The 17,760-nt window shown below is 64.0% G+C and carries 18 protein-coding genes; 7 read left to right on the plus strand and 11 right to left on the minus strand.

Features of this window, described 5'->3' with window-relative positions; translation table 11 throughout:
* Positions 1–25 precede the first annotated feature (25 nt).
* The 6 genes from lepA (at position 26) to pdxJ (ending at position 5,900) form a co-directional block, all read left to right on the plus strand.
* Positions 26–1,819: a translation elongation factor 4 gene (gene lepA / locus PG881_RS18720; RefSeq protein WP_016349519.1), complete on the plus strand. Its 1,794-nt coding sequence runs from the start codon at positions 26–28 to the stop codon at positions 1,817–1,819.
* A 3-nt stretch (positions 1,820–1,822) separates the two neighbouring features.
* Complete coding sequence (gene lepB / locus PG881_RS18725) at positions 1,823–2,746, plus strand: signal peptidase I (RefSeq protein WP_270802009.1); 924 nt, start codon at positions 1,823–1,825, stop codon at positions 2,744–2,746.
* Positions 2,747–3,418: a ribonuclease III gene (gene rnc, locus PG881_RS18730; protein ID WP_011704749.1), complete on the plus strand. Its 672-nt coding sequence runs from the start codon at positions 2,747–2,749 to the stop codon at positions 3,416–3,418. It begins immediately after the preceding gene.
* Positions 3,415–4,314, plus strand: coding sequence for a GTPase Era (gene era, locus PG881_RS18735; protein ID WP_011704750.1), 900 nt, complete (start codon positions 3,415–3,417; stop codon positions 4,312–4,314). Before rnc ends, era begins: the two co-directional genes overlap by 4 nt.
* Positions 4,315–5,022, plus strand: a complete 708-nt coding sequence (gene recO, locus PG881_RS18740) for a DNA repair protein RecO (protein ID WP_017410656.1) — start codon at positions 4,315–4,317, stop codon at positions 5,020–5,022.
* A 140-nt stretch (positions 5,023–5,162) separates the two neighbouring features.
* Positions 5,163–5,900 (plus strand): pyridoxine 5'-phosphate synthase, encoded by a 738-nt coding sequence (gene pdxJ, locus PG881_RS18745; RefSeq protein ID WP_270802013.1) that lies wholly within the window; start codon positions 5,163–5,165, stop codon positions 5,898–5,900.
* A gap of 84 nt (positions 5,901–5,984) precedes the next feature.
* Here the strand turns inward: pdxJ and ast are convergent, their stop codons facing one another.
* The 9 genes from ast to kbaZ all read right to left on the minus strand — a co-directional run bounded on the left by ast (position 5,985) and on the right by kbaZ (position 15,152).
* The gene (ast, locus tag PG881_RS18750; RefSeq protein WP_270802016.1) at positions 5,985–7,895 is read right to left on the minus strand and encodes a thermostable cytotonic enterotoxin Ast; all 1,911 of its coding nucleotides are present in this window, start codon (positions 7,893–7,895) and stop codon (positions 5,985–5,987) included.
* Between the two features lie 102 nt (positions 7,896–7,997).
* Positions 7,998–8,852: a tagatose bisphosphate family class II aldolase gene (locus tag PG881_RS18755; protein ID WP_270802019.1), complete on the minus strand. Its 855-nt coding sequence runs from the start codon at positions 8,850–8,852 to the stop codon at positions 7,998–8,000.
* Positions 8,843–10,042 carry an N-acetylglucosamine-6-phosphate deacetylase gene (gene nagA / locus PG881_RS18760; RefSeq protein WP_270802021.1) on the minus strand — a complete coding sequence of 400 codons (1,200 nt, stop codon included), beginning with the start codon at positions 10,040–10,042 and terminating at the stop codon, positions 8,843–8,845. Before nagA ends, PG881_RS18755 begins: the two co-directional genes overlap by 10 nt.
* The gene (gene agaF / locus PG881_RS18765; RefSeq protein WP_005309398.1) at positions 10,043–10,477 is read right to left on the minus strand and encodes a PTS galactosamine/N-acetylgalactosamine transporter subunit IIA; all 435 of its coding nucleotides are present in this window, start codon (positions 10,475–10,477) and stop codon (positions 10,043–10,045) included.
* Positions 10,478–10,523: 46 nt separating this feature from the next.
* Positions 10,524–11,402, minus strand: coding sequence for a PTS N-acetylgalactosamine transporter subunit IID (gene agaE, locus PG881_RS18770; protein ID WP_017783444.1), 879 nt, complete (start codon positions 11,400–11,402; stop codon positions 10,524–10,526).
* Entirely contained in the window at positions 11,392–12,168 is a 777-nt protein-coding gene (agaW, locus tag PG881_RS18775) for a PTS N-acetylgalactosamine transporter subunit IIC (protein ID WP_011704758.1), read from the minus strand. The genes agaE and agaW overlap by 11 nt, the downstream gene beginning before the upstream one ends.
* A 15-nt stretch (positions 12,169–12,183) precedes the next feature.
* Positions 12,184–12,657 carry a PTS N-acetylgalactosamine transporter subunit IIB gene (gene agaV, locus PG881_RS18780; RefSeq protein WP_005309404.1) on the minus strand — a complete coding sequence of 158 codons (474 nt, stop codon included), beginning with the start codon at positions 12,655–12,657 and terminating at the stop codon, positions 12,184–12,186.
* A complete protein-coding gene (locus PG881_RS18785; protein WP_270802029.1) occupies positions 12,657–13,826 on the minus strand; it encodes an SIS domain-containing protein in 1,170 nt (389 codons plus the stop codon). Before PG881_RS18785 ends, agaV begins: the two co-directional genes overlap by 1 nt.
* Before the next feature lie 12 nt (positions 13,827–13,838).
* Entirely contained in the window at positions 13,839–15,152 is a 1,314-nt protein-coding gene (gene kbaZ, locus PG881_RS18790) for a tagatose-bisphosphate aldolase subunit KbaZ (RefSeq protein ID WP_270802031.1), read from the minus strand.
* A 272-nt stretch (positions 15,153–15,424) separates the two neighbouring features.
* Here kbaZ and PG881_RS18795 point away from each other — a divergent pair, with 272 nt between their 5' ends.
* Entirely contained in the window at positions 15,425–16,222 is a 798-nt protein-coding gene (locus PG881_RS18795; protein ID WP_017764749.1) for a DeoR family transcriptional regulator, read from the plus strand.
* Between the two features lie 72 nt (positions 16,223–16,294).
* Here the strand turns inward: PG881_RS18795 and PG881_RS18800 are convergent, their stop codons facing one another.
* Together PG881_RS18800 and PG881_RS18805 are read right to left on the minus strand one after the other, a co-directional pair.
* Positions 16,295–17,215, minus strand: coding sequence for an N-acetylmuramoyl-L-alanine amidase (locus tag PG881_RS18800; RefSeq protein ID WP_270802036.1), 921 nt, complete (start codon positions 17,213–17,215; stop codon positions 16,295–16,297).
* 3 nt (positions 17,216–17,218) lie between these two features.
* A complete protein-coding gene (locus tag PG881_RS18805) occupies positions 17,219–17,698 on the minus strand; it encodes a DUF1456 family protein (protein ID WP_043125137.1) in 480 nt (159 codons plus the stop codon).
* Between the last annotated feature and the right edge of the window lie 62 nt (positions 17,699–17,760).

The following is a 17,760-nucleotide window of genomic DNA, read 5'->3' on the forward strand; positions in this document are numbered from 1 at the left end:
CCTAATTTTGAGTGATTCTTGCTCGATGAAACACATTCGTAACTTTTCGATTATTGCGCACATCGACCACGGTAAATCGACCCTGTCGGACCGTCTGATCCAGACTTGTGGCGGCCTGTCCGACCGCGAGATGCAGGCTCAGGTGCTTGACTCCATGGACCTGGAGCGCGAGCGCGGCATTACCATCAAAGCACAGAGTGTGACCCTGAACTACCAGGCACAAGACGGTAACACCTACCAGCTGAACTTTATCGACACCCCTGGCCACGTGGATTTCTCCTACGAGGTCTCCCGCTCGTTGGCGGCCTGTGAAGGGGCGCTGCTGGTGGTGGATGCCGGCCAGGGGGTTGAGGCACAGACTCTGGCCAACTGCTATACCGCCATGGAAATGGACCTGGAAGTGGTGCCAGTGCTGAACAAGATCGACCTGCCGGCCGCCGAGCCGGAGCGGGTTGCCGAAGAGATCGAAGACATCGTCGGTATCGACGCGGTCGATGCGGTGCGCTGCTCCGCCAAGACCGGACTGGGTGTTGACCTGGTGCTGGAAGAGATCGTGGCCCGGATCCCGGCACCGGAAGGTGATCCGGATGCGCCGCTGCAGGCGCTGATCATCGACTCCTGGTTCGACTCCTATCTGGGCGTCGTGTCGCTGGTGCGGATCAAGAACGGTTCGCTGAAGAAGAACGACAAGATCAAGGTGATGAGCACCGGTCAGGTGTGGGGCGTCGATCGTATCGGTATCTTCACGCCCAAGCAGGTGGACACCATGGGGCTGGGTTGCGGCGAGGTAGGTTGGGTTGTCTGCGGTATCAAGGACATCCACGGCGCGCCGGTGGGCGATACCCTGACCCAGGCCAAGAACGGTGCCGAGAAGGCGCTGGCTGGCTTCAAGAAGGTGAAGCCGCAGGTGTATGCGGGCCTGTTCCCCATCTCCAGCGATGACTACGAGTCGTTCCGCGACGCCCTCGACAAGCTCTCCCTGAACGATGCTTCCCTGTTCTTCGAACCGGAGAGCTCCACCGCGCTGGGCTTCGGCTTCCGCTGCGGCTTCCTCGGCATGCTGCACATGGAGATCATCCAGGAGCGTCTGGAGCGTGAATACGATCTGGATCTCATCACCACGGCGCCGACCGTGGTCTACGAGATCGAGCTGACCGACGGTACCACCATCCACATCGACAGCCCGGCCCAGATGCCCGCCATCACCAGCATCAAGGAGATGCGCGAGCCGATCGCCGAGTGTCATATCCTGCTGCCGCAGGAGTACATGGGCAACGTGATCACCCTCTGTATCGAGAAGCGCGGCGTGCAGACCAACATGGTCTACCACGGCAAGCAGGTGGCGCTGACCTACGAGATCCCGATGGCGGAAGTGGTGCTCGACTTCTTCGACCGCCTGAAGTCCACCAGCCGCGGCTATGCCTCGCTGGACTACGGCTTCAAGCGCTTCGAGACCTCCGACATGGTCCGTCTGGACATCATGATCAACGGTGAGCGGGTCGACGCCCTGGCCATCATCACCCACAAGGAGAACGCCCAGTATCGCGGTCGCCAGGTGGTGGAGAAGATGCGCGAGCTGATCCCGCGCCAGATGTTCGATATCGCCATCCAGGCTGCCATCGGCAACCAGATCATCGCCCGCAGTACCGTCAAGGCCCTGCGCAAGGACGTGACCGCCAAGTGTTACGGTGGTGACGTGAGCCGGAAGAAGAAGCTGCTGAACAAGCAGAAAGAAGGTAAGAAGCGGATGAAGTCTCTGGGCCGTGTCGACGTGCCGCAGGAAGCTTTCCTCGCAATTCTCCACGTCGGAAAGGACTAATAGATGGCAAGCACGTTTTCCCTGATCCTGGTGGTGGTCTGCGCGATCACCGGTGTTATCTGGTGTCTGGACAAGATGATCTGGTCCAAGCAGCGGGCCGCCAAGATTGCCGTGGCCCGTGCCCACGGCGGCGCCCATCTGGACGAGAAAACCCTGGCCAAGGTGGCGCCGGTGCCGGTCTGGATCGAACAGACCGCCGGGGTCTTCCCGGTCATCACGATCGTGCTGATCTTGCGTTCATTCATCTTTGAACCGTTCCAGATCCCGTCGGGCTCCATGATGCCCACCCTGCTGGTGGGCGACTTCATCCTGGTGGAGAAGTTTGCCTATGGCCTCAAGGATCCGGTGACCAACACCAAGTTCCTCGAGACCGGTGAGCCTAAGCGCGGCGACGTGGTGGTGTTCAAGTATCCGCTGGATACCCGGGTGGACTACATCAAGCGCGTAGTCGGCATGCCGGGGGATCGGGTCATCTATCGCAACAAGGAGCTGATGATCCGGCCCAAGTGCGATGAGCAGGAAGGGAAAACGTGCCCGGGCTTCCAGAAGCTCGACGTCAAGTTTGAACAAAGGGGTGAATTTACCCAGATGGGGATCCCGCTTGACCGCTATACCGAGCAGCTGGGCGAGGTGTCTCACGAGACCCTGCGCAACCCGCTGATGCCCGATATGGTCGGCCGTTACTACCGCCAGCCCGGCACCTACCCAGACGAATGGGTGGTGCCGGAAGGCCAGTACTTCGTGATGGGTGACAACCGTGACAACAGTACCGACAGTCGCTTCTGGGGCTTCGTGCCCGAGCAGAACCTGGTCGGCAAGGCGGTCGCTATCTGGATAAGTTTTGAATTCGAGCGCGAAGAAGGCTCCCTGCTGCCAAGCTGGGTACCGACAGGGGTGCGCTTCAACCGCATTGGCGGAATCAAGTAAATGAATATCAAGATGAACAGACTGCAGTCCCGTCTCGGGCATGTCTTTCAGGATCAAGAACTGCTGACCCGGGCGCTGACTCACCGCAGCGCCGGTTCCCGTCACAACGAGCGACTGGAATTCCTGGGTGACTCCATTTTGAGTCTGGTGATTGCCGATGATCTCTTCCACCGCTTCCCGCAGGCGGCGGAAGGGGATCTCAGCCGCATGCGCGCCACCCTGGTGCGCGAGAAGACCCTGGCCGAACTGGGCCGGGAGTTCGACCTCGGGGATCACCTGATCCTGGGGCCGGGTGAGCTGAAAAGCGGCGGTTTTCGCCGTGAATCCATTCTGGCCGACACGGTCGAGGCGGTGATCGGTGCCGTCTATCTGGATACCAATCTTGAGACGGTACGGACGCTGCTGCTGGGCTGGTACGCCAGCCGCCTGGACGAGATCAAGCCGGGTATAGAGCAGAAGGATCCCAAGACCCGTCTGCAAGAAATTCTGCAGGGAAGCCGCAAATCCCTGCCGACCTACACAGTGACCAACGTCAAGGGCGAAGCCCACAACCAGGAATTCACCGTCCAGTGTGACGTGGAAGGCCTGGATGGTCCGCTGGTCGGGGTCGGCACCAGCCGTCGCAAGGCCGAACAGGCCGCTGCGCAGCAAGCATTGGAAAAACTGTCATGACAGATACCACTTATTGCGGCTTTGTCGCCATCGTGGGCCGCCCCAACGTGGGCAAGTCCACCCTGCTCAACAAGCTGCTTGGCCAGAAGGTCAGCATCACCTCGAAGAAGCCCCAGACCACCCGTCACCGGATTTTGGGGATCGACACCGAGGAGAACTACCAGACCATCTATGTCGACACACCGGGTCTGCACATCGAAGAGAAACGGGCCATCAACCGCCTGATGAACCGCGCCGCCACCAGTTCGCTGGGGGACGTGGCCATGGTGGTGTTCATGGTCGACGGGACTCACTGGACCAAGGACGACGAGATGGTGCTGGGCAAGCTGCGCCACCTCAAGTGCCCGGTGGTGCTGGCGGTCAACAAGATTGACAACGTCAAAGAGAAAGAGGATCTGCTGCCGCACCTCGAGTGGCTGGGTCAGCAGATGAACTTCGCCCACATCCTGCCCATCAGTGCCGAGAAGGGCACCAACGTGGAGAAGATCCGCGAGTGGGCCAAGGATCTGCTGCCGGAGAACGTCCACTTCTTCCCGGAAGACTACGTGACCGACCGCTCTTCCCGCTTCATGGCCTCCGAGATCATCCGCGAGAAGCTGATGCGCTTCACCGGTGAGGAGCTGCCCTACTCGGTGACAGTGGAGATTGAGCGCTTCAAGGTGGAGGAGAACGGTCTCTACCATATCCATGGCCTCATTCTGGTGGAGCGCGATGGCCAGAAGAAGATGGTCATCGGCAACAAGGGTGAGAAGATCAAGACCATCGGCACCGAGGCGCGCCTCGACATGGAGCGGCTGTTCCAGAACAAGGTGCACCTGGAGCTGTGGGTCAAGGTCAAATCCGGTTGGGCTGACGACGAGCGCGCCCTGCGCAGTCTCGGCTACGGTGACGACTGATTGCTGACCCCGGCTTTCGTCATCCACAGTCGGCCCTATCGGGAGACCAGCCAGCTGGTCGAGGTTTTCACCCAGGATAGTGGCCGTTTTACTCTGGTGGCTCGCGGTTCTCGCGGGCCACGCTCGCCTCTGAAGGGGCTGTTGCAACCCTTTACCCTGCTCACCATCGCCTGGCGCGGCAAGGGCGATCTCAAGAATCTCACCCAGGTCGAGTGCCCGGATCACTCCTTGCGGCTCGGCGGCGATCGCCTCTTCTACGGCCTCTATCTCAACGAGCTGGTCTACTACCTGCTGGAAGCCCACACCCCGTTCCCGGAAGTATTTGACGCCTATGCCCGCGCCATCATGGCGCTGGCCGACGGCGAGACGCCGGAGCTGCCCCTGCGCCGCTTCGAATTCCTGCTGCTGCAGGCGCTCGGCTACGCGGTGGACTTCGAATATGCCGCCGACGACGAGTCGCCGATCCAGCCCGAGCTGCTGTACGGCTTCGAGCGTGAATTGGGCTTTGTCGCTTGCGAGCGGGCGCCGGATCCCCGTACCCTGTTTCTCGGCGCGCACCTGCTGGCCTTTGCCGAGGGGCGCTTCGACAGTCCGCCCCTGCTGCAGGCGGCCAAGCGTTTCAGCCGGCTGGCGCTGCAGCCCTATCTGGGGCGGCGCCAGTTGAAGAGCCGGGAGCTGTTTTTGAAGCGACGAAGCAGTCTGGGTTAACCACTTTTCGGCGTTACCCGACATGGCAAGAATGTTACCTAGGTCCGATTACGCTGCGCTAATCGAACCTACAAGCTGATATACGGATATCCGCGCGGTAGCCGCGCAGTCAACAGATGAAGAGTTTCAAGGAGTCCTCAATGAGTGAAATCTATCTGGGTGTGAACATCGATCACATCGCCACCCTGCGCAACGCCCGCGGCACCCAGTACCCGGATCCGGTACAGGCCGCCTTCGTGGCCGAGCAGGCCGGTGCCGATGGCATCACTGTGCACCTGCGCGAAGATCGCCGTCACATCACCGACCGCGACGTGGAGATCCTGCGCCAGACCATCCAGACCAGAATGAACCTGGAGATGGCGGTGACCGAAGAGATGATCGGCATCGCCTGCCGCATCGAGCCCCACTTCGTCTGCCTGGTACCGGAGAAGCGCACCGAGGTGACCACCGAGGGTGGTCTGGACGTGGCCGGCCAGCTGGACAAGGTGACCGACGCGGTGGCCCGCCTCTCTGCTGTCGGCGCTCAGGTATCCCTCTTCATCGATGCGGATCCGCTGCAGATCGATGCTGCCGCCGAGAGCGGCGCCCCCTTCATCGAGATCCACACCGGTCGCTACGCCGATGCCACCACCGATGCCGAGCGCAACGCCGAGTTCAAGCGCATCGCCGCCGGTGCCTCCTACGCCGCCGGCAAGGGCTTGAAGGTCAATGCCGGCCACGGCCTGCACTACCACAACGTCAAGGCCATCGCCGCCATCCCCGAGCTCTATGAGCTCAACATCGGCCACGCCATCATCGGCCGCGCCGCCTTCGACGGCCTGGCCAAGGCAGTCAGCGACATGCGCCTGCTGATGCAGGAAGCCCGTCAGGGGATCTGAGCTGTCGGCAGGGGCTGAGCCCCGCGGCACGAAGAAAAAGGGACGCTACGGCGTCCCTTTTTGTCAGGTCAAACTTGGTCTGGGTCAGGACTTTTTCACCGCAGCGGGTTTGGCTCCCGCCGGGGTCAGCTCCAGGGTGATGAGCTCCAGCGGCGCCAGCGTGATGAGGCGGGGGGCATCGAGGGTGGCCGGTACGCTGGCATTGCTGCCGTAGCGCGACTGCACCGTGAAGCGGGTGGCCTCGCCCGCCGGGATCTCCAGCTGGCGCTGAGGCTCCAGCAGGAATGTCTGCGGCTTACTGGAGGGGTTGCGCAGGGTGATGAAGGCGCGGCTCGGACTCCAGGCCGCCCAGCCATACACCGCCAGCAGGGTGGGGTCGCCACCGATCCAGTGGCTGTCGAACAGCACAGCCTGATTCTGCTGTGACCAGAGTGCCGCCTTGGCCAGCAGGTCCCAGTCCTGGCCGCTCAGCAGTTCCGGCGTGAGATAGAGCTCCTGCAACTGGGTGCCGGTGGCGAAATAGCTCCAGGCCTGATCGGCAAAGTCTTGCGGTGACTGCCGATCCAGATGCTTGGCCTGTTTGGCATAGACCAGTCCGTGCAGCATCAAGGAGTTGAGCGGGAACAGGGGGCCGTTCTTGACGATGGAGCGATAGGTCTCGGCATCCCGGTAGGTGATCCACTGCTGCACCCTGGAGCCGGGTCCGTAGAAGTTGATGTCATCGCCGCCGCGCCAGATGGAGTCGGCAAAGAACAGCCAGGCGGGGGAGGCGGTGGTGCCGGTGGTCAGGTTGATGAACACCTGCGGATTGGCGGCCCGCGCATCCGCAATCAGGTGGATGGCGGCATCGAAGTCGCTGGTGAAGCGGCTACCCTCGATCAGCTTGTCCGCATTGCCGGTCCCGTCGAACTTGAAGTGGGTGACCCCCTGATCCTTGATGAGCGACATCACCTTCTGGTGGAAGTTCTGGTAGTAGACCGGGCCGGAGAGGGCGAACTTGCCATCGCTCAGCTCATAGCCGAACTCGGCAGCATGAGAGACCCGCTCATCCCTTGGCTTGTTGTAGCCACCCCAGGGGGAGAGCCAGATCCCGAGCTGGGCATGGTAGCGTTCGGCCGCGCGCTTGAGCTTGCTGAAGCCGTTGGGGAAATCCTTGCTGAAACCCCAGTTGCCCAGTCGATCGTCCCAGCCGTCGTCAAACAGAAAGCCGTTCATGGGCACGCCGCGCCGGCTGATCAGCGCCTCTCCGAACTGATCGATGCGCTTGAGTGCCTCGGCCTCCGTGTAGGGATTGAAGAAGCCGATGTCGAGCCAGGAGTTGTAATGCAGGTAGGGGGCGTAGGGACGATCGCGGGCTTCGTTGAGGAAGCGGTTGAAGTCGCGCCTGAGCTGACCCTCGCCAAAGGTGCCGACATAGGTGCGATAGCTGAGCGGCTTGCCCTGGGCGAGCGGCAGCTTGAGCGGGATCAGCTGGCTGACGCCACCCTCGTAGGCCCGGGTATTGACCAGCGGATTCTGGGGGGTAATGAAGAAGCTGTCGCTGACGATGGGCGAGCTGTTGATGGCGCCATAGACAAACGGCGCCTGGGAGTGGAAGGGAAGCATGGAGAAGCCGTTGATCTTTTTGCCGTTCTTGAGGGTGTCGAGGGCAAAGTCGATGCTGGCGTAGCGCTTGTCCCGGCCCAGCCGGATGGCACTCTTGACCACGAAGTCGGCATTTTCCAACGCCATCTCGATCTGGTCACCGCTCTTGGTGAATGCGGTGACCTTGAAGTCGGCGGAGGGGGTCAGCCGATCATCCGTCCCCTTGATGTCGAACAGGTTGTCTGAGCGAATGAGATCGCCGTTGGCGGTATTGGTGAAGGTCAGTTCCCGGAACTTGCCGGCATCGGTTTCGACCTTGATACGGTACTGGTCACCCTCCAGCGACAGGGTTTCGGCCTGGGCTAAGGGGGTCAGCATGAGCAGCAGCGTCATGGCGGTACGCGCGTGCATGGTTGTCTCCATGTGTTGATGTGAGTGAGGTGTGAGTCGGCAGAACCTCGCCTGTGATACCGGGATGGAGGCGGGCTCGCCGCAGCGGGCCCGCCTTTGGGATTACAGCTTGCCGTCGCTCATGCACATGCGGATCTTGGCGGTGACCACCTCCTCCATGGCGGCCATGGCGGGTACCAGATACTGGCGCGGGTCGCTGGCGTCGGGGTGGGAGGCCAGGAATGCCTTCATGGCGTCGGAGAAGGCGATCTTGAGCTCGGTGGCCACGTTGACCTTGCACACCCCGAGCTCGATGCAGCGGCGCACGTCCCGGTCGGGAATGCCGGAGGCGCCGTGCAGCACCAGCGGCACCGCTACCCTGGCCCGGATGGCTGCGAGGCGCTCGAAGTCGAGGCGCGGCTCCTCCTTGTAGAGGCCGTGGGCCGTGCCGATGGCGACGGCCAGGGAGTCGATGCCGGTGCGCGCCACGAACTCGGCCGCCTTGTCCGGGTCGGTCAGATGGGCGTTGGCGGCGTCCACGATGAGGTCATCCTCCTGGCCGCCGAGCTGGCCCAGCTCGGCCTCCACGCTCGCCCCCATGCGGTGGCAGAAGGTGACGACCCGCTGCACCTTGGCGACGTTCTCCTCGAACGAGAGGTGGGAGGCGTCGATCATGGCGGAGTGGATGCCGGCCTCGACCTTGTAGTGGATATCCTGCTCGTCCTCGTGGTGGTCCAGATGCAGTACCAGCGGAATGCGGTACTGGTGGGCGGCCGAGGTGCAGATGGAGACCAGGTATTCGACCCCGGCGTGGCGGTAGGTACCCGGCGTGGCCGCCAGGATCACCGGGGAGTTCAGCTTGGCGGCGGTGCGGGCCACCACCTCGACGGTCTCCAGGTTGTGGATGTTGAAGGCGGGCACCGCATAGCCGCGGCGCTGGGCATCTTTAAGCATTTCGTGGGACGAGATCAGATACATGAGGACTCCTTGGCACCCTGGCGGGCACCAGCTTCAGGGAAAGAGAGCGGGGTTGGGGCGGGGAGGATCTCCCGGCCGGCCACCCAGATATGTTGTTGATTGAGTTCCGCGGTCAGGGCGAGCAGGTTGGCCTGCTTGCCGACGGCCAGCGAGCCGAGGCGATGTTCTATCCCCAGCATCCGGGCCGGTGCCAGCGAAGCCATGCGGATGGCCTCCGCCAGCGGCACGCCGGCCAGCTGCACCATGTTGCGCACGGCGCCGAGCAGGGTGAGGGTGCTGCCCGCCAGGCCGCCGGTGTCGGTGCGCACCACCCCGTCCTTCATCTCCACCCGGTAGTCGCCGAGCAGGTAGTGACCGTCCGGCATGCCGGCGGCGCGCATGGCATCCGTGATGAGCAGCAGGCGATCCCTGGCGCAGCAGTGACAGAGTCTGAGCACGCTCGGGTGAACGTGGTGGCCGTCGGCGATGAGCTCCAGCCAGGCATCGGGGTGCACCAGCCCCGCGCCGACCATGCCGGGTTCTCTGTGGTGCAGGCCGCGCATGCCGTTGAAGCAGTGCACCAGCCCGGAGGCTCCCGCCGCCAGCGCCGCCATGGTGGTGTCGTGGTCGGCGGCGGAGTGACCCAGCATCACCCGGATGCCGGCCTGCCTGAGATGACGGATGGCGGCCAGCGCCCCGGTTTTCTCGGGGGCGAGGGCGACCACCTTCAGGGTGCCTCGCGCCACCTGTTGCAGCCGGTCGAGCTCCGCCAGATCCAGCTCCCGGAACAGGGCCGGGTCATGGGCGCCCTTGTTGTCAGGGGTGAAGTAGGGCCCCTCCAGATAGCTGCCGAGCAGTTGCGCGCCCGGCAGGGGGCTCGCCATGGCATCGGCGATGCGAGCCAGGGTGGAGAGGATGGCGGGCCGCGGGGCGGTGACCGTGGTGGCGAGGAAGGCGCCCACCCCTTCTGCCGCCTTGGCAAGGGAGAGGCGGGCCAAGGCGTCGGCCGCCTCGTCCATCACGTCGACGCCGGCCCCGCCGTGGACGTGGCCATCGATGAGGGCGGGCACCAGCAGCTCGACCTCCCGCACCGGGTCGTCGGCCGGGATGGGGTCGATGGCGGTGATGACGCCCCCCTCATGGGTCAGTACCTGATGTTCCCGCCAGCCCTGCTCGGTCAGCAGGCGGCGGGCGCGGATCCGCTCTGCCATCTAGATCCCCTCCTCGGCCAGGGTCTCGGCCCGCTCGCGCGCCAGCTCGTCCACCAGGCTGGTGAGGCCGCGATGACCGCAGCACAGCGCCTGTTCACGAAACTGGGACGGGGTCAGCTCGCCGCGCTCCATCACCATCTCCAGCAGCAGCTGCAGATTGGTGCCGGTGACCACCTCCCGCCCGGGCTGGCGCAGCGCCAGGGTGGAGGCGACCCGAAACGGGGTTCCCCCCAGCAGGTCGGTCAGAAAGACCACCCCATCCCCTCGTTCCACCTGAGTCAGGGCGGTCTCGCACTGATCCTGCAGCAGGGCCGTGGTGGAGGACTCGGGAAAGTCGATGGCGATCACCGCCTCCTGCTCGCCGAGTATCTGCAGCATGGCCTGTTCCATGCCGCTGGCGAAGCCGCCGTGTCCGCAAATGATGATGCCCAACATAATCTGTTCCTTTACAGCAAAGGGCCGGCCTGGTGCCGGCACCGGATTAGAGGAAGCCTGCAAACTTGCCGACGATGCCGAGTACGACCGTGATGACGATGAGGCGCAGCGGGCTCCAGCCGCGGCGGATCAGCCCATACATGGCCAGGGTGTAGAGCAGCGGCAGGAAGGCGGGCATCAGCTTGTCGAGTACGTCCGCCTGCAGCTTCACCACCGCATCGCCGGCGGTGATCTCCAGGGTGGTGCCGAGCCGCACATAGGTGGCGACCAGGGCGCCGATCACCGTCATGCCGACGATGGAGGCGGCATGGCCCACCTTGCGGGTGTTGGCCTTGATGAGCGGAATGGCGGCCACCCCCATGCGGTAGGCGTAGTGCGCCAGCCCGAAGCGCAGGCCGAAGTGCACCAGGTTGAACAGCAGGAAGAAGACCACTGCCCCCATGATGGAACCCTGCAGGGCCAGGTCGGCGCCGATGCCGCCGCAGATGGGCAGCAGGGTGAGCCAGAACATGGCATCGCCGATCCCGCCGAGCGGGGCACCGACCGCGATCTTGGTGCTCTGGATGCTGTTGACGTTCTGCTTGGAGCGCTCCATCGCCAGCACAATCCCCATCACGAAGGTGACCAGGAAGGGGTGGGTGTTGAAGAAGCCCATGTGGCCCTTCATCGCCCGGGAGAGATCCTTGGGGTTGGTGTGGATCTTCTGCAGGGCCGGCAGCAGGCCGTAGAGCCAGCCGGAGGCCTGCATCCGCTCGTAGTTGAAGGAGGCCTGCAGCAGCAGGGAGCGCCAGGCGAAGCGGTTGATGTCCTGGCGGGTCAGCTCGGCCCCCAGTTGCTGATCTTCGTAGACGTCGTCGGAGACGGCGCGGGTCGGTTGCGGCTCGGCCGCCTGGGTCAGCCGGGTGGCGGTGTTGTTAGATGCCATCTTCAGTTTCCTCCTGGATGGGGCGGGCTTGTGGCGCCGGGTCCTTGCGCATGAAATCGATCAGAGCCATGGCCAGGGCGGCCGCGGCGATGGCCAGCACCGGCAGCTTGAGCCAGGCGGCGGCAACGAAACCGAGGATGAAGTAGGGGATGTAGACGTTCTTCATCATGATCTTGAGCAGCACGGCGAAGCCGATGGCGGGCATGATGCCGCCGGCGACGCCGAGGCCGTCGATGAGACGGGCGGGCAGCACGTCGATGGCGGTCTTGGCGTGTTCGGCCCCGAAGTAGGTGGGCAGGAAGGCGCACAGGAAGTAGAAGGAGCCGAGCGCCAGCAGCGCCAGGTAGTTGACCCGCTCGATGCCGCGCACATCCCCCTGTTCCGCCATCCGGTCACAGCGGGACATGACCCCCGACATCACCGAGAAGAGGAAGGTGATCCCCATCTGGACCGCCACCGCGAACGGTACCGCGACTCCGACCGCCACATCCGGCTTGACCCCGGTGGTGATGGCGAAGGTGGCGCCGACTATGGTGCCGATGATGACGTTGGGCGGTTGCGCCCCCGCCAGCGGGGCCAGCCCCATCCAGACCAGCTCCAGGGTGCCGCCCACCAGAATGCCGGTGGGCAGGTCGCCGAGGATCAGGCCCACCAGCGGGCCCAGTACCACGGGCCGGTGGAAGTGGGTCAGGCCATTGAACAGGTCAAGCCCGGCGAAGAACGCCAGCATGCCCAGCAAGAGCCCTTGCAACAAACTGATTTCCATCACAATTGTCCTTAATCAGATGAGGTTGAAAATGTCCTGTGCCGGTTCGGTCGGCACCCCCTGGACAAAGCAGGCGACGTGGGCGTCCTGCAGGGCGCGAAACGCCGCTATGTCCGACTCGTCCACCGATACCGTCTTGTGGATCTGACGCTTGCCGTCGGCGTAGTGCATGTTGCCGACGTTGATGCGGGGGATGGGCACCCCGCCCTCCACCAGGGTGCGAAAGTCCGCCGGACTCTTGCACACCAGCAGGATTTTCTGGCGATCGGCGGCCTTGCCGATGTTGTCGATCACCTTCTGCAGCGGCCAGAAGCGCACTGCGATGCCCTCCGCCAGCACCATCTCCATCAGGTTCTGCTGGATGGGGTCCTCTGCGACTTCGTCGTTGGCTACCAGCACCAGATTGGCGCCGGCGAAGCCGACCCATTGCACGCCGACCTGACCGTGGATCAGGCGCTCGTCGATACGGCTCAGCACTATGTTCGGCATCAGACGCCTCCTTGCTGGTTGAACGGATAGATGTTGACCCCCTGCACGACCCGGTTGACCCACCCGCTCGGGCAGGGGTTGTCCGGGGTGATGCCCAGCACCAGCGCGGTGTGGAAGGCGTAGTACTGGGCGTAGAGCAGGTAGCAGAGCGCCAGCTCGGCGTCGTCACCGTTGAGGGGGGTGGGCAGATAGATGTGTTCGCCGGCGCTGATGAGCGGATCCGGCCGGTCGGCCAGGGCGACCACCCGGGCGGCATGGCCGTCCTGGCGCAGCTCGCCGAGCAGGTCCAGATCGTACTGGCGGGTATAGGGATCGTTGGACACCAGCAGCACGATCAGGGTCTGCCGATTGATGGCCGACTTGGGCCCGTGGCGAAAGCCGGTGGGGGAGTCGTGCATGGCCATCACCTGGCCGGCGGTGAGCTCCAGCAGCTTGAGGGCCGCCTCCTGGGCCACCCCCTGCAGGCTGCCACTGCCAAGGTAGATGACCCGCTCCGGCAGCGGTTTATCCCACTCGGGCACCTTCAGCTCGGCCTGGGGCAGGATGGCATCCCCCAGCGCGATGAGCGGCTGGCTGGCGATCGGGTTGAACTGGCGCGGCAGGAACACCGCCAGGCAGCTCAGCATCATGCTGGTGAGGCTGCTGGTCATGGCAAAGCTGCGGTCGTGGGTCTGGGGCGGCATCAGCAGCGCCAGGGAACGGGCATCTTTCTGACAGCGGCGATAGAGCTCCCCCTCACCGTTGCAGGTCAGCACCAGGTGGTGGCACTCGCTCAGCAGCTGGCTGGCCAGCTCCACCGCCGCCACGCTCTCCGGGCTGTTGCCGGAGCGGGCGAAGGAGATGAGCAGGGTCGGGCAGTCCTGTGCCAGGTATTCGCCCGGATCGGTGACGATGTCGGTGGTGGCGATCGCCTCGAAACGGCCGTTGAGGCGGGCACTGAGATAGGGGGCGAGGGCGCGGCCGGCAAAGGCGGAGGTGCCGGCCCCGGTCAGGATCACCCGCAGGTTGCCCCGCGACAGCAGGGGCAGCAGGAAGCGCTCTATGGTGGCGCGGCACTCCTCCACCATGGTGAGGGTCTCCCGCCAGGTGGCGGGTTGCTGGCGAATTTCACGGGCGGTGGCCAGGCCGTTGGCCGACCGCAGCGTCTCTTCTGGATAACCAAGGATCATCTCTACAACTCCTTATACAACCGGGGTCAGCCGGGAGTGGCTGGCGGGGACGGCGCTGCAGGCCGCCGCGTATTGGCGCAGCACCTCCTGCACCTGATCGAGAATGAGGTCGTGAACCCGGGGCGACAGCGTGCCCTGGCGCACCTTGCGGTATTGCAGCGGCAGGTGTTGGCTGAGCAGCGGCAGGGGAATGGGTTCGGCGGCCAGGTTGGCCAGCAGCCGGGCGTAACAGTCGTCGACCCGGCTGTCGGGCCAGTAGTAGCGAATGCGATCGGAGTAGCTGTAGCCGCGGGCCAGCCGGCACTCGTTGGGGCTGCCCTGATAGTGGCTGCGCCAGAAGTCGGGGCGATCCAGCATGGTCTCTTCCAGCACCTGGCGCAGGCCCGAGCAGGCCTTGGCCACCACCAGCTCCTCCTCGATGGCGGCGAGGGCAAACAGTGCCTCGCGCAGGGCAAAGGTGAGGGCCGGGCCGACCTTGAGGATGGCGAAGTGATCGCGCACCAGCTGGTGGTAGGCGTCCGGGGTCTGGTAATCGGTGGAGTGGGCCTCGAACACCAGATGGGGATAGGCCTCGATCATCCGGCTCAAGGGGGCGGCCCGCTCGGGACGGTAGTCGATGACGTGGGTGTGGTCGAACTCCACGCCGGGCTGCACCACCAGACCGATCACCCGCGGCCAGAGCTGGGCCAGTCCGGCCTGCTCGAAGGCCTGCTGGTGGGCGGCCAGGGTGTGGCGCGCCGCCTCCGGCGTGGTGACCGCCAGTTCGGCCAGCTCTTCGTGGGCGCCGCCCGGCACCGGCACTTCGGTGCCAATCACGTAGACCAGGTCGCTGTGGCCAAACTGCTGGGTGGCGGTCTGCTCGGCCACGTTTGCCAGTCGGGCGGCGCGCGCGGCCACCAGTTCGTCGGTCAGCGGCACCGGATCCCCCTGGCAGGACATGCTGCAGTCGAGGTGGATCTTCTTGAAGCCAGCCGCGACATAGCTGGCGATGAGATCCTCGGCGTGGGCCATGGCCTGTGCGGCGGGCTCGCTCTGCCAGCGGTTGGGGCCGAGGTGATCCCCACCCAGTACCAGCCGCTGCACGGGAAAGCGGCACTCGGCGGCGAGCCGGTGCAGCAGGTCGCGAAAATCGGCCGGCGTCATGCCGGTGTAGCCGCCAAATTGATCCACCTGATTGGAGGTGGCCTCGACCAGCAGCAGCTGGTCCCCTTGCGCCGCCAGTCGCAGGGCCGCCTCCAGCACCAGCGGATGGGCGGAGCAGACGGCGTAGATCCCGACCTGCTCCCCCTGCTTGTGTTGTGCGACCAGATCCAGCATTGATTTCATTTCCCTCTTCCTCTTGGCCTGAACAAGATGCTTTGCTTTCGATTTCTTTCTTTACCCTAGGCGTACGGCGTTCGAAACGAAATAAAAGCGTGTTCACATCTTGAGCAAGATCACAAAAAGAAATGAATCGAAAGTGTTGTGGCCGTTTTAGGGAGTCTGACGGCACTTTTCAATTCAATGAAAGCTTGATTTGCCATCGAGGCTGAGTGTTAATAGGGAAACGTAACGAAGTGAAAGCTCTACTTTCACCACAGGACTCCGGCAGAGAGACTATGCAAATCACCGAAAAGAGTGTGCTCGGCACCAGCGAGCGACGGGAGCGCATCATTCAGCAGCTGCGCAGCAATGGCAGCGTTCAGGTCAACGAGCTGGCAGGCCACTATCAGGTCTCCACCGTCACCATCCGCAACGATCTGGCATTTCTGGAGAAACAGGGGGTGGCGGTGCGCGCCTACGGTGGTGCCCTGTTGTGTGAATCCGGCCAGCCGGTGGCCGAGCGCACCATCGCCGACAAGAGCGTGCTCAACACCCCGGTCAAACAGCGCATCGGCGCCATGGCGGCGAGCCTGGTGCAGCCGGGTTGTCGCCTCATTCTCGACTCGGGCACCACCACCCTGGAGGTGGCACGCCACCTGCGCGATCACCAGGAGATAGTGGTGATGACCAACGGCATGAACGTGGCGAATGCCCTGCTGGAGGCGGAAGGGGTGGAGCTGCTGATGACGGGGGGCCACCTGCGCCGCAAGTCGCTCTCCTTCTACGGCGCCCAGGCGGATCTCTCTTTGCAAAACTATCACTTCGATCTGCTGTTTCTCGGGGTGGATGGCATTGATCTGGAGCGCGGCGTCAGCACCCATCATGAAGACGAGGCCAGGCTCAACCGCTGCATGTGCCACGTGGCCGAGCGGATCATCGTTGTGACCGACTCCAGCAAGTTTGGCCGGCTGAGCCTGCACAAGATCGTCGATACCCGGCGCATTCACACCCTGATCACCGACGACGCCATTGCGGCCGAGACCCTGGCCGGTCTGCGTCAGGCCGGGATAGAGGTGCTGCTGGTGGAGGCCTGAGCCTGCACTCGACGGAGAATGCGAAAGAGGGACGCCGCGGCGTCCCTCTTTTTTCGTGGTCGGGGGCGAAGCTCAGCGTTGCTCGGGAAAGTAACGCTCGAGCAGGGCAGTGAGGATGGCCTGGCTCTCGGCATCCGCTTCACCGCTGACCAGGGCGGGCCGAAAGTGGAGCTGGAAGGCGCGCAGGGCGGCGCTGCTCTGCTCGTCCCAGGCACCGCTCGGGGCGACGCCGTAGCCGTAGCGGGCCAGCCGTTGCTGCCAGCCGAGGGCATCCCAGGCCGGTGCCGGCTGCTGGCGCAATTCGGCCAGCCGGGTTTCGTCGGGCCAGGCTCCCACTCCGTAGTGCAGGGCCAGTTCGCGCCAGGGGAAGTGGGGGCCGGGATCCTGCTTGCGCTCGGGGGCGACATCGCTGTGAGCCAGCACCTGGGTGGGGGGGATCTGGTAGCGCTCGACCAGTCGGCGGGTGAGGGCGCCTAGGGCGGCTATCTGTGCCTGGGTGTAGGGCTGCCAGCGACGCTGGTGGGCGGGCAGCAGTTCGTCTTGTGGCGGGTAGCCGAGGTTGACGATCTCGATGCCGAGCGAGCTGGCGTTGAGCCCCGCATATTGATGCCAGCGACTGCGGCCGGCATGCCAGGCGCGCTGGCTGTCGGGCACCAGCTGGTAGACCGGCAGTGGCCGCTCATGGGTATCGCGCGGGATCAGGTAATGGGCGCTCACCTGATGGGCCGGCTCGGTCAGCAGGCGCAGGGAGTGGCCATCGTCTTCGTCCGTGTAGTGCAGGATCAGAAAGGCGATGCGCTCGTTCTGGCTGGCGCTTTGATAGTCGTTGTTGAGCCGATAGGGGGCGGGCTGGCAGGCGCAGAGCAGCAGGGCGAGGCAGAGCGCAAACCCGTGGCGACGGGTGCGCGGGAGGTGAATACCCAGTTGCCATGGCCGGCGCCACCCACCGGCCGCCTGCTGGCGGAATGACGGTGAGTGCTGACGCCGGCCCATGGTTCAGCCGCGATACTTGGCGGTGAGACCGATGAGGAAGTTGCGCAGGATCTGATCCCCGCAATCCTGATAGTGTTTGTGGTCCCGTGAACGGAACAGGGCGCTCAGCTCGGATTTGGAGAGGTTGAAGTGGGCCAGCTTGAGAGTGCCCAGCATGTCCTCTTCCTTGAAGTTGAGGCCGATGCGCAGCTTGCGCAGGATCATGTTGTTGTTGATCCGGTTCGGGATCACCTGGGCCGGCGCATCTTCCCGCGCGCCGCGGCGCGCCAGGATGAAGCCGTCGAGGAACTGGCTCAGGGCCGAATCCGGACAGGCGGCAAAGCCCGCTTCCTGCTCTTCCCCTTCCTCCGCCTCTTTGATCAGCCAGCCGTGCAGCTGGGCATGGGTGACGGTCAGGTTGCCCTTGGCAAACATGTCGACCATCTGGTCGTTGCTGATGCTGAGGGCGTAGCGCAGGCGGCGCAAAATATCGTTGTTGGTCATGTCGACTCCTGTGGAAACGGCGCAACTTTACCATCTGGCGGGGCCCGCGTCAGAAAAAGCGG

Origin of the sequence: Aeromonas sp. QDB54 (genome assembly GCF_027707385.1) — a bacterium.
Lineage (GTDB): Bacteria > Pseudomonadota > Gammaproteobacteria > Enterobacterales > Aeromonadaceae > Aeromonas > Aeromonas hydrophila.

What these genes read in the sequence shown, in the direction of transcription:
- lepA (WP_016349519.1), top strand. Translation starts at nt 26, where the DNA reads ATGAAACACATTCGTAACTTTTCGATTATTGCGCACATCGACCACGGT.
- PG881_RS18785 (WP_270802029.1), bottom strand. Translation starts at nt 13,826, where the DNA reads ATGATCCTTGGTTATCCAGAAGAGACGCTGCGGTCGGCCAACGGCCTG.
- pdxJ (WP_270802013.1), top strand. Translation starts at nt 5,163, where the DNA reads ATGAGTGAAATCTATCTGGGTGTGAACATCGATCACATCGCCACCCTG.
- ast (WP_270802016.1), bottom strand. Translation starts at nt 7,895, where the DNA reads ATGCACGCGCGTACCGCCATGACGCTGCTGCTCATGCTGACCCCCTTA.
- PG881_RS18795 (WP_017764749.1), top strand. Translation starts at nt 15,425, where the DNA reads ATGCAAATCACCGAAAAGAGTGTGCTCGGCACCAGCGAGCGACGGGAG.
- era (WP_011704750.1), top strand. Translation starts at nt 3,415, where the DNA reads ATGACAGATACCACTTATTGCGGCTTTGTCGCCATCGTGGGCCGCCCC.
- agaE (WP_017783444.1), bottom strand. Translation starts at nt 11,402, where the DNA reads ATGGCATCTAACAACACCGCCACCCGGCTGACCCAGGCGGCCGAGCCG.
- PG881_RS18805 (WP_043125137.1), bottom strand. Translation starts at nt 17,698, where the DNA reads ATGACCAACAACGATATTTTGCGCCGCCTGCGCTACGCCCTCAGCATC.
- PG881_RS18800 (WP_270802036.1), bottom strand. Translation starts at nt 17,215, where the DNA reads ATGGGCCGGCGTCAGCACTCACCGTCATTCCGCCAGCAGGCGGCCGGT.
- agaW (WP_011704758.1), bottom strand. Translation starts at nt 12,168, where the DNA reads ATGGAAATCAGTTTGTTGCAAGGGCTCTTGCTGGGCATGCTGGCGTTC.
- kbaZ (WP_270802031.1), bottom strand. Translation starts at nt 15,152, where the DNA reads ATGAAATCAATGCTGGATCTGGTCGCACAACACAAGCAGGGGGAGCAG.
- PG881_RS18755 (WP_270802019.1), bottom strand. Translation starts at nt 8,852, where the DNA reads ATGTATCTGATCTCGTCCCACGAAATGCTTAAAGATGCCCAGCGCCGC.
- lepB (WP_270802009.1), top strand. Translation starts at nt 1,823, where the DNA reads ATGGCAAGCACGTTTTCCCTGATCCTGGTGGTGGTCTGCGCGATCACC.
- rnc (WP_011704749.1), top strand. Translation starts at nt 2,747, where the DNA reads ATGAATATCAAGATGAACAGACTGCAGTCCCGTCTCGGGCATGTCTTT.
- agaV (WP_005309404.1), bottom strand. Translation starts at nt 12,657, where the DNA reads ATGCCGAACATAGTGCTGAGCCGTATCGACGAGCGCCTGATCCACGGT.
- nagA (WP_270802021.1), bottom strand. Translation starts at nt 10,042, where the DNA reads ATGGCAGAGCGGATCCGCGCCCGCCGCCTGCTGACCGAGCAGGGCTGG.
- agaF (WP_005309398.1), bottom strand. Translation starts at nt 10,477, where the DNA reads ATGTTGGGCATCATCATTTGCGGACACGGCGGCTTCGCCAGCGGCATG.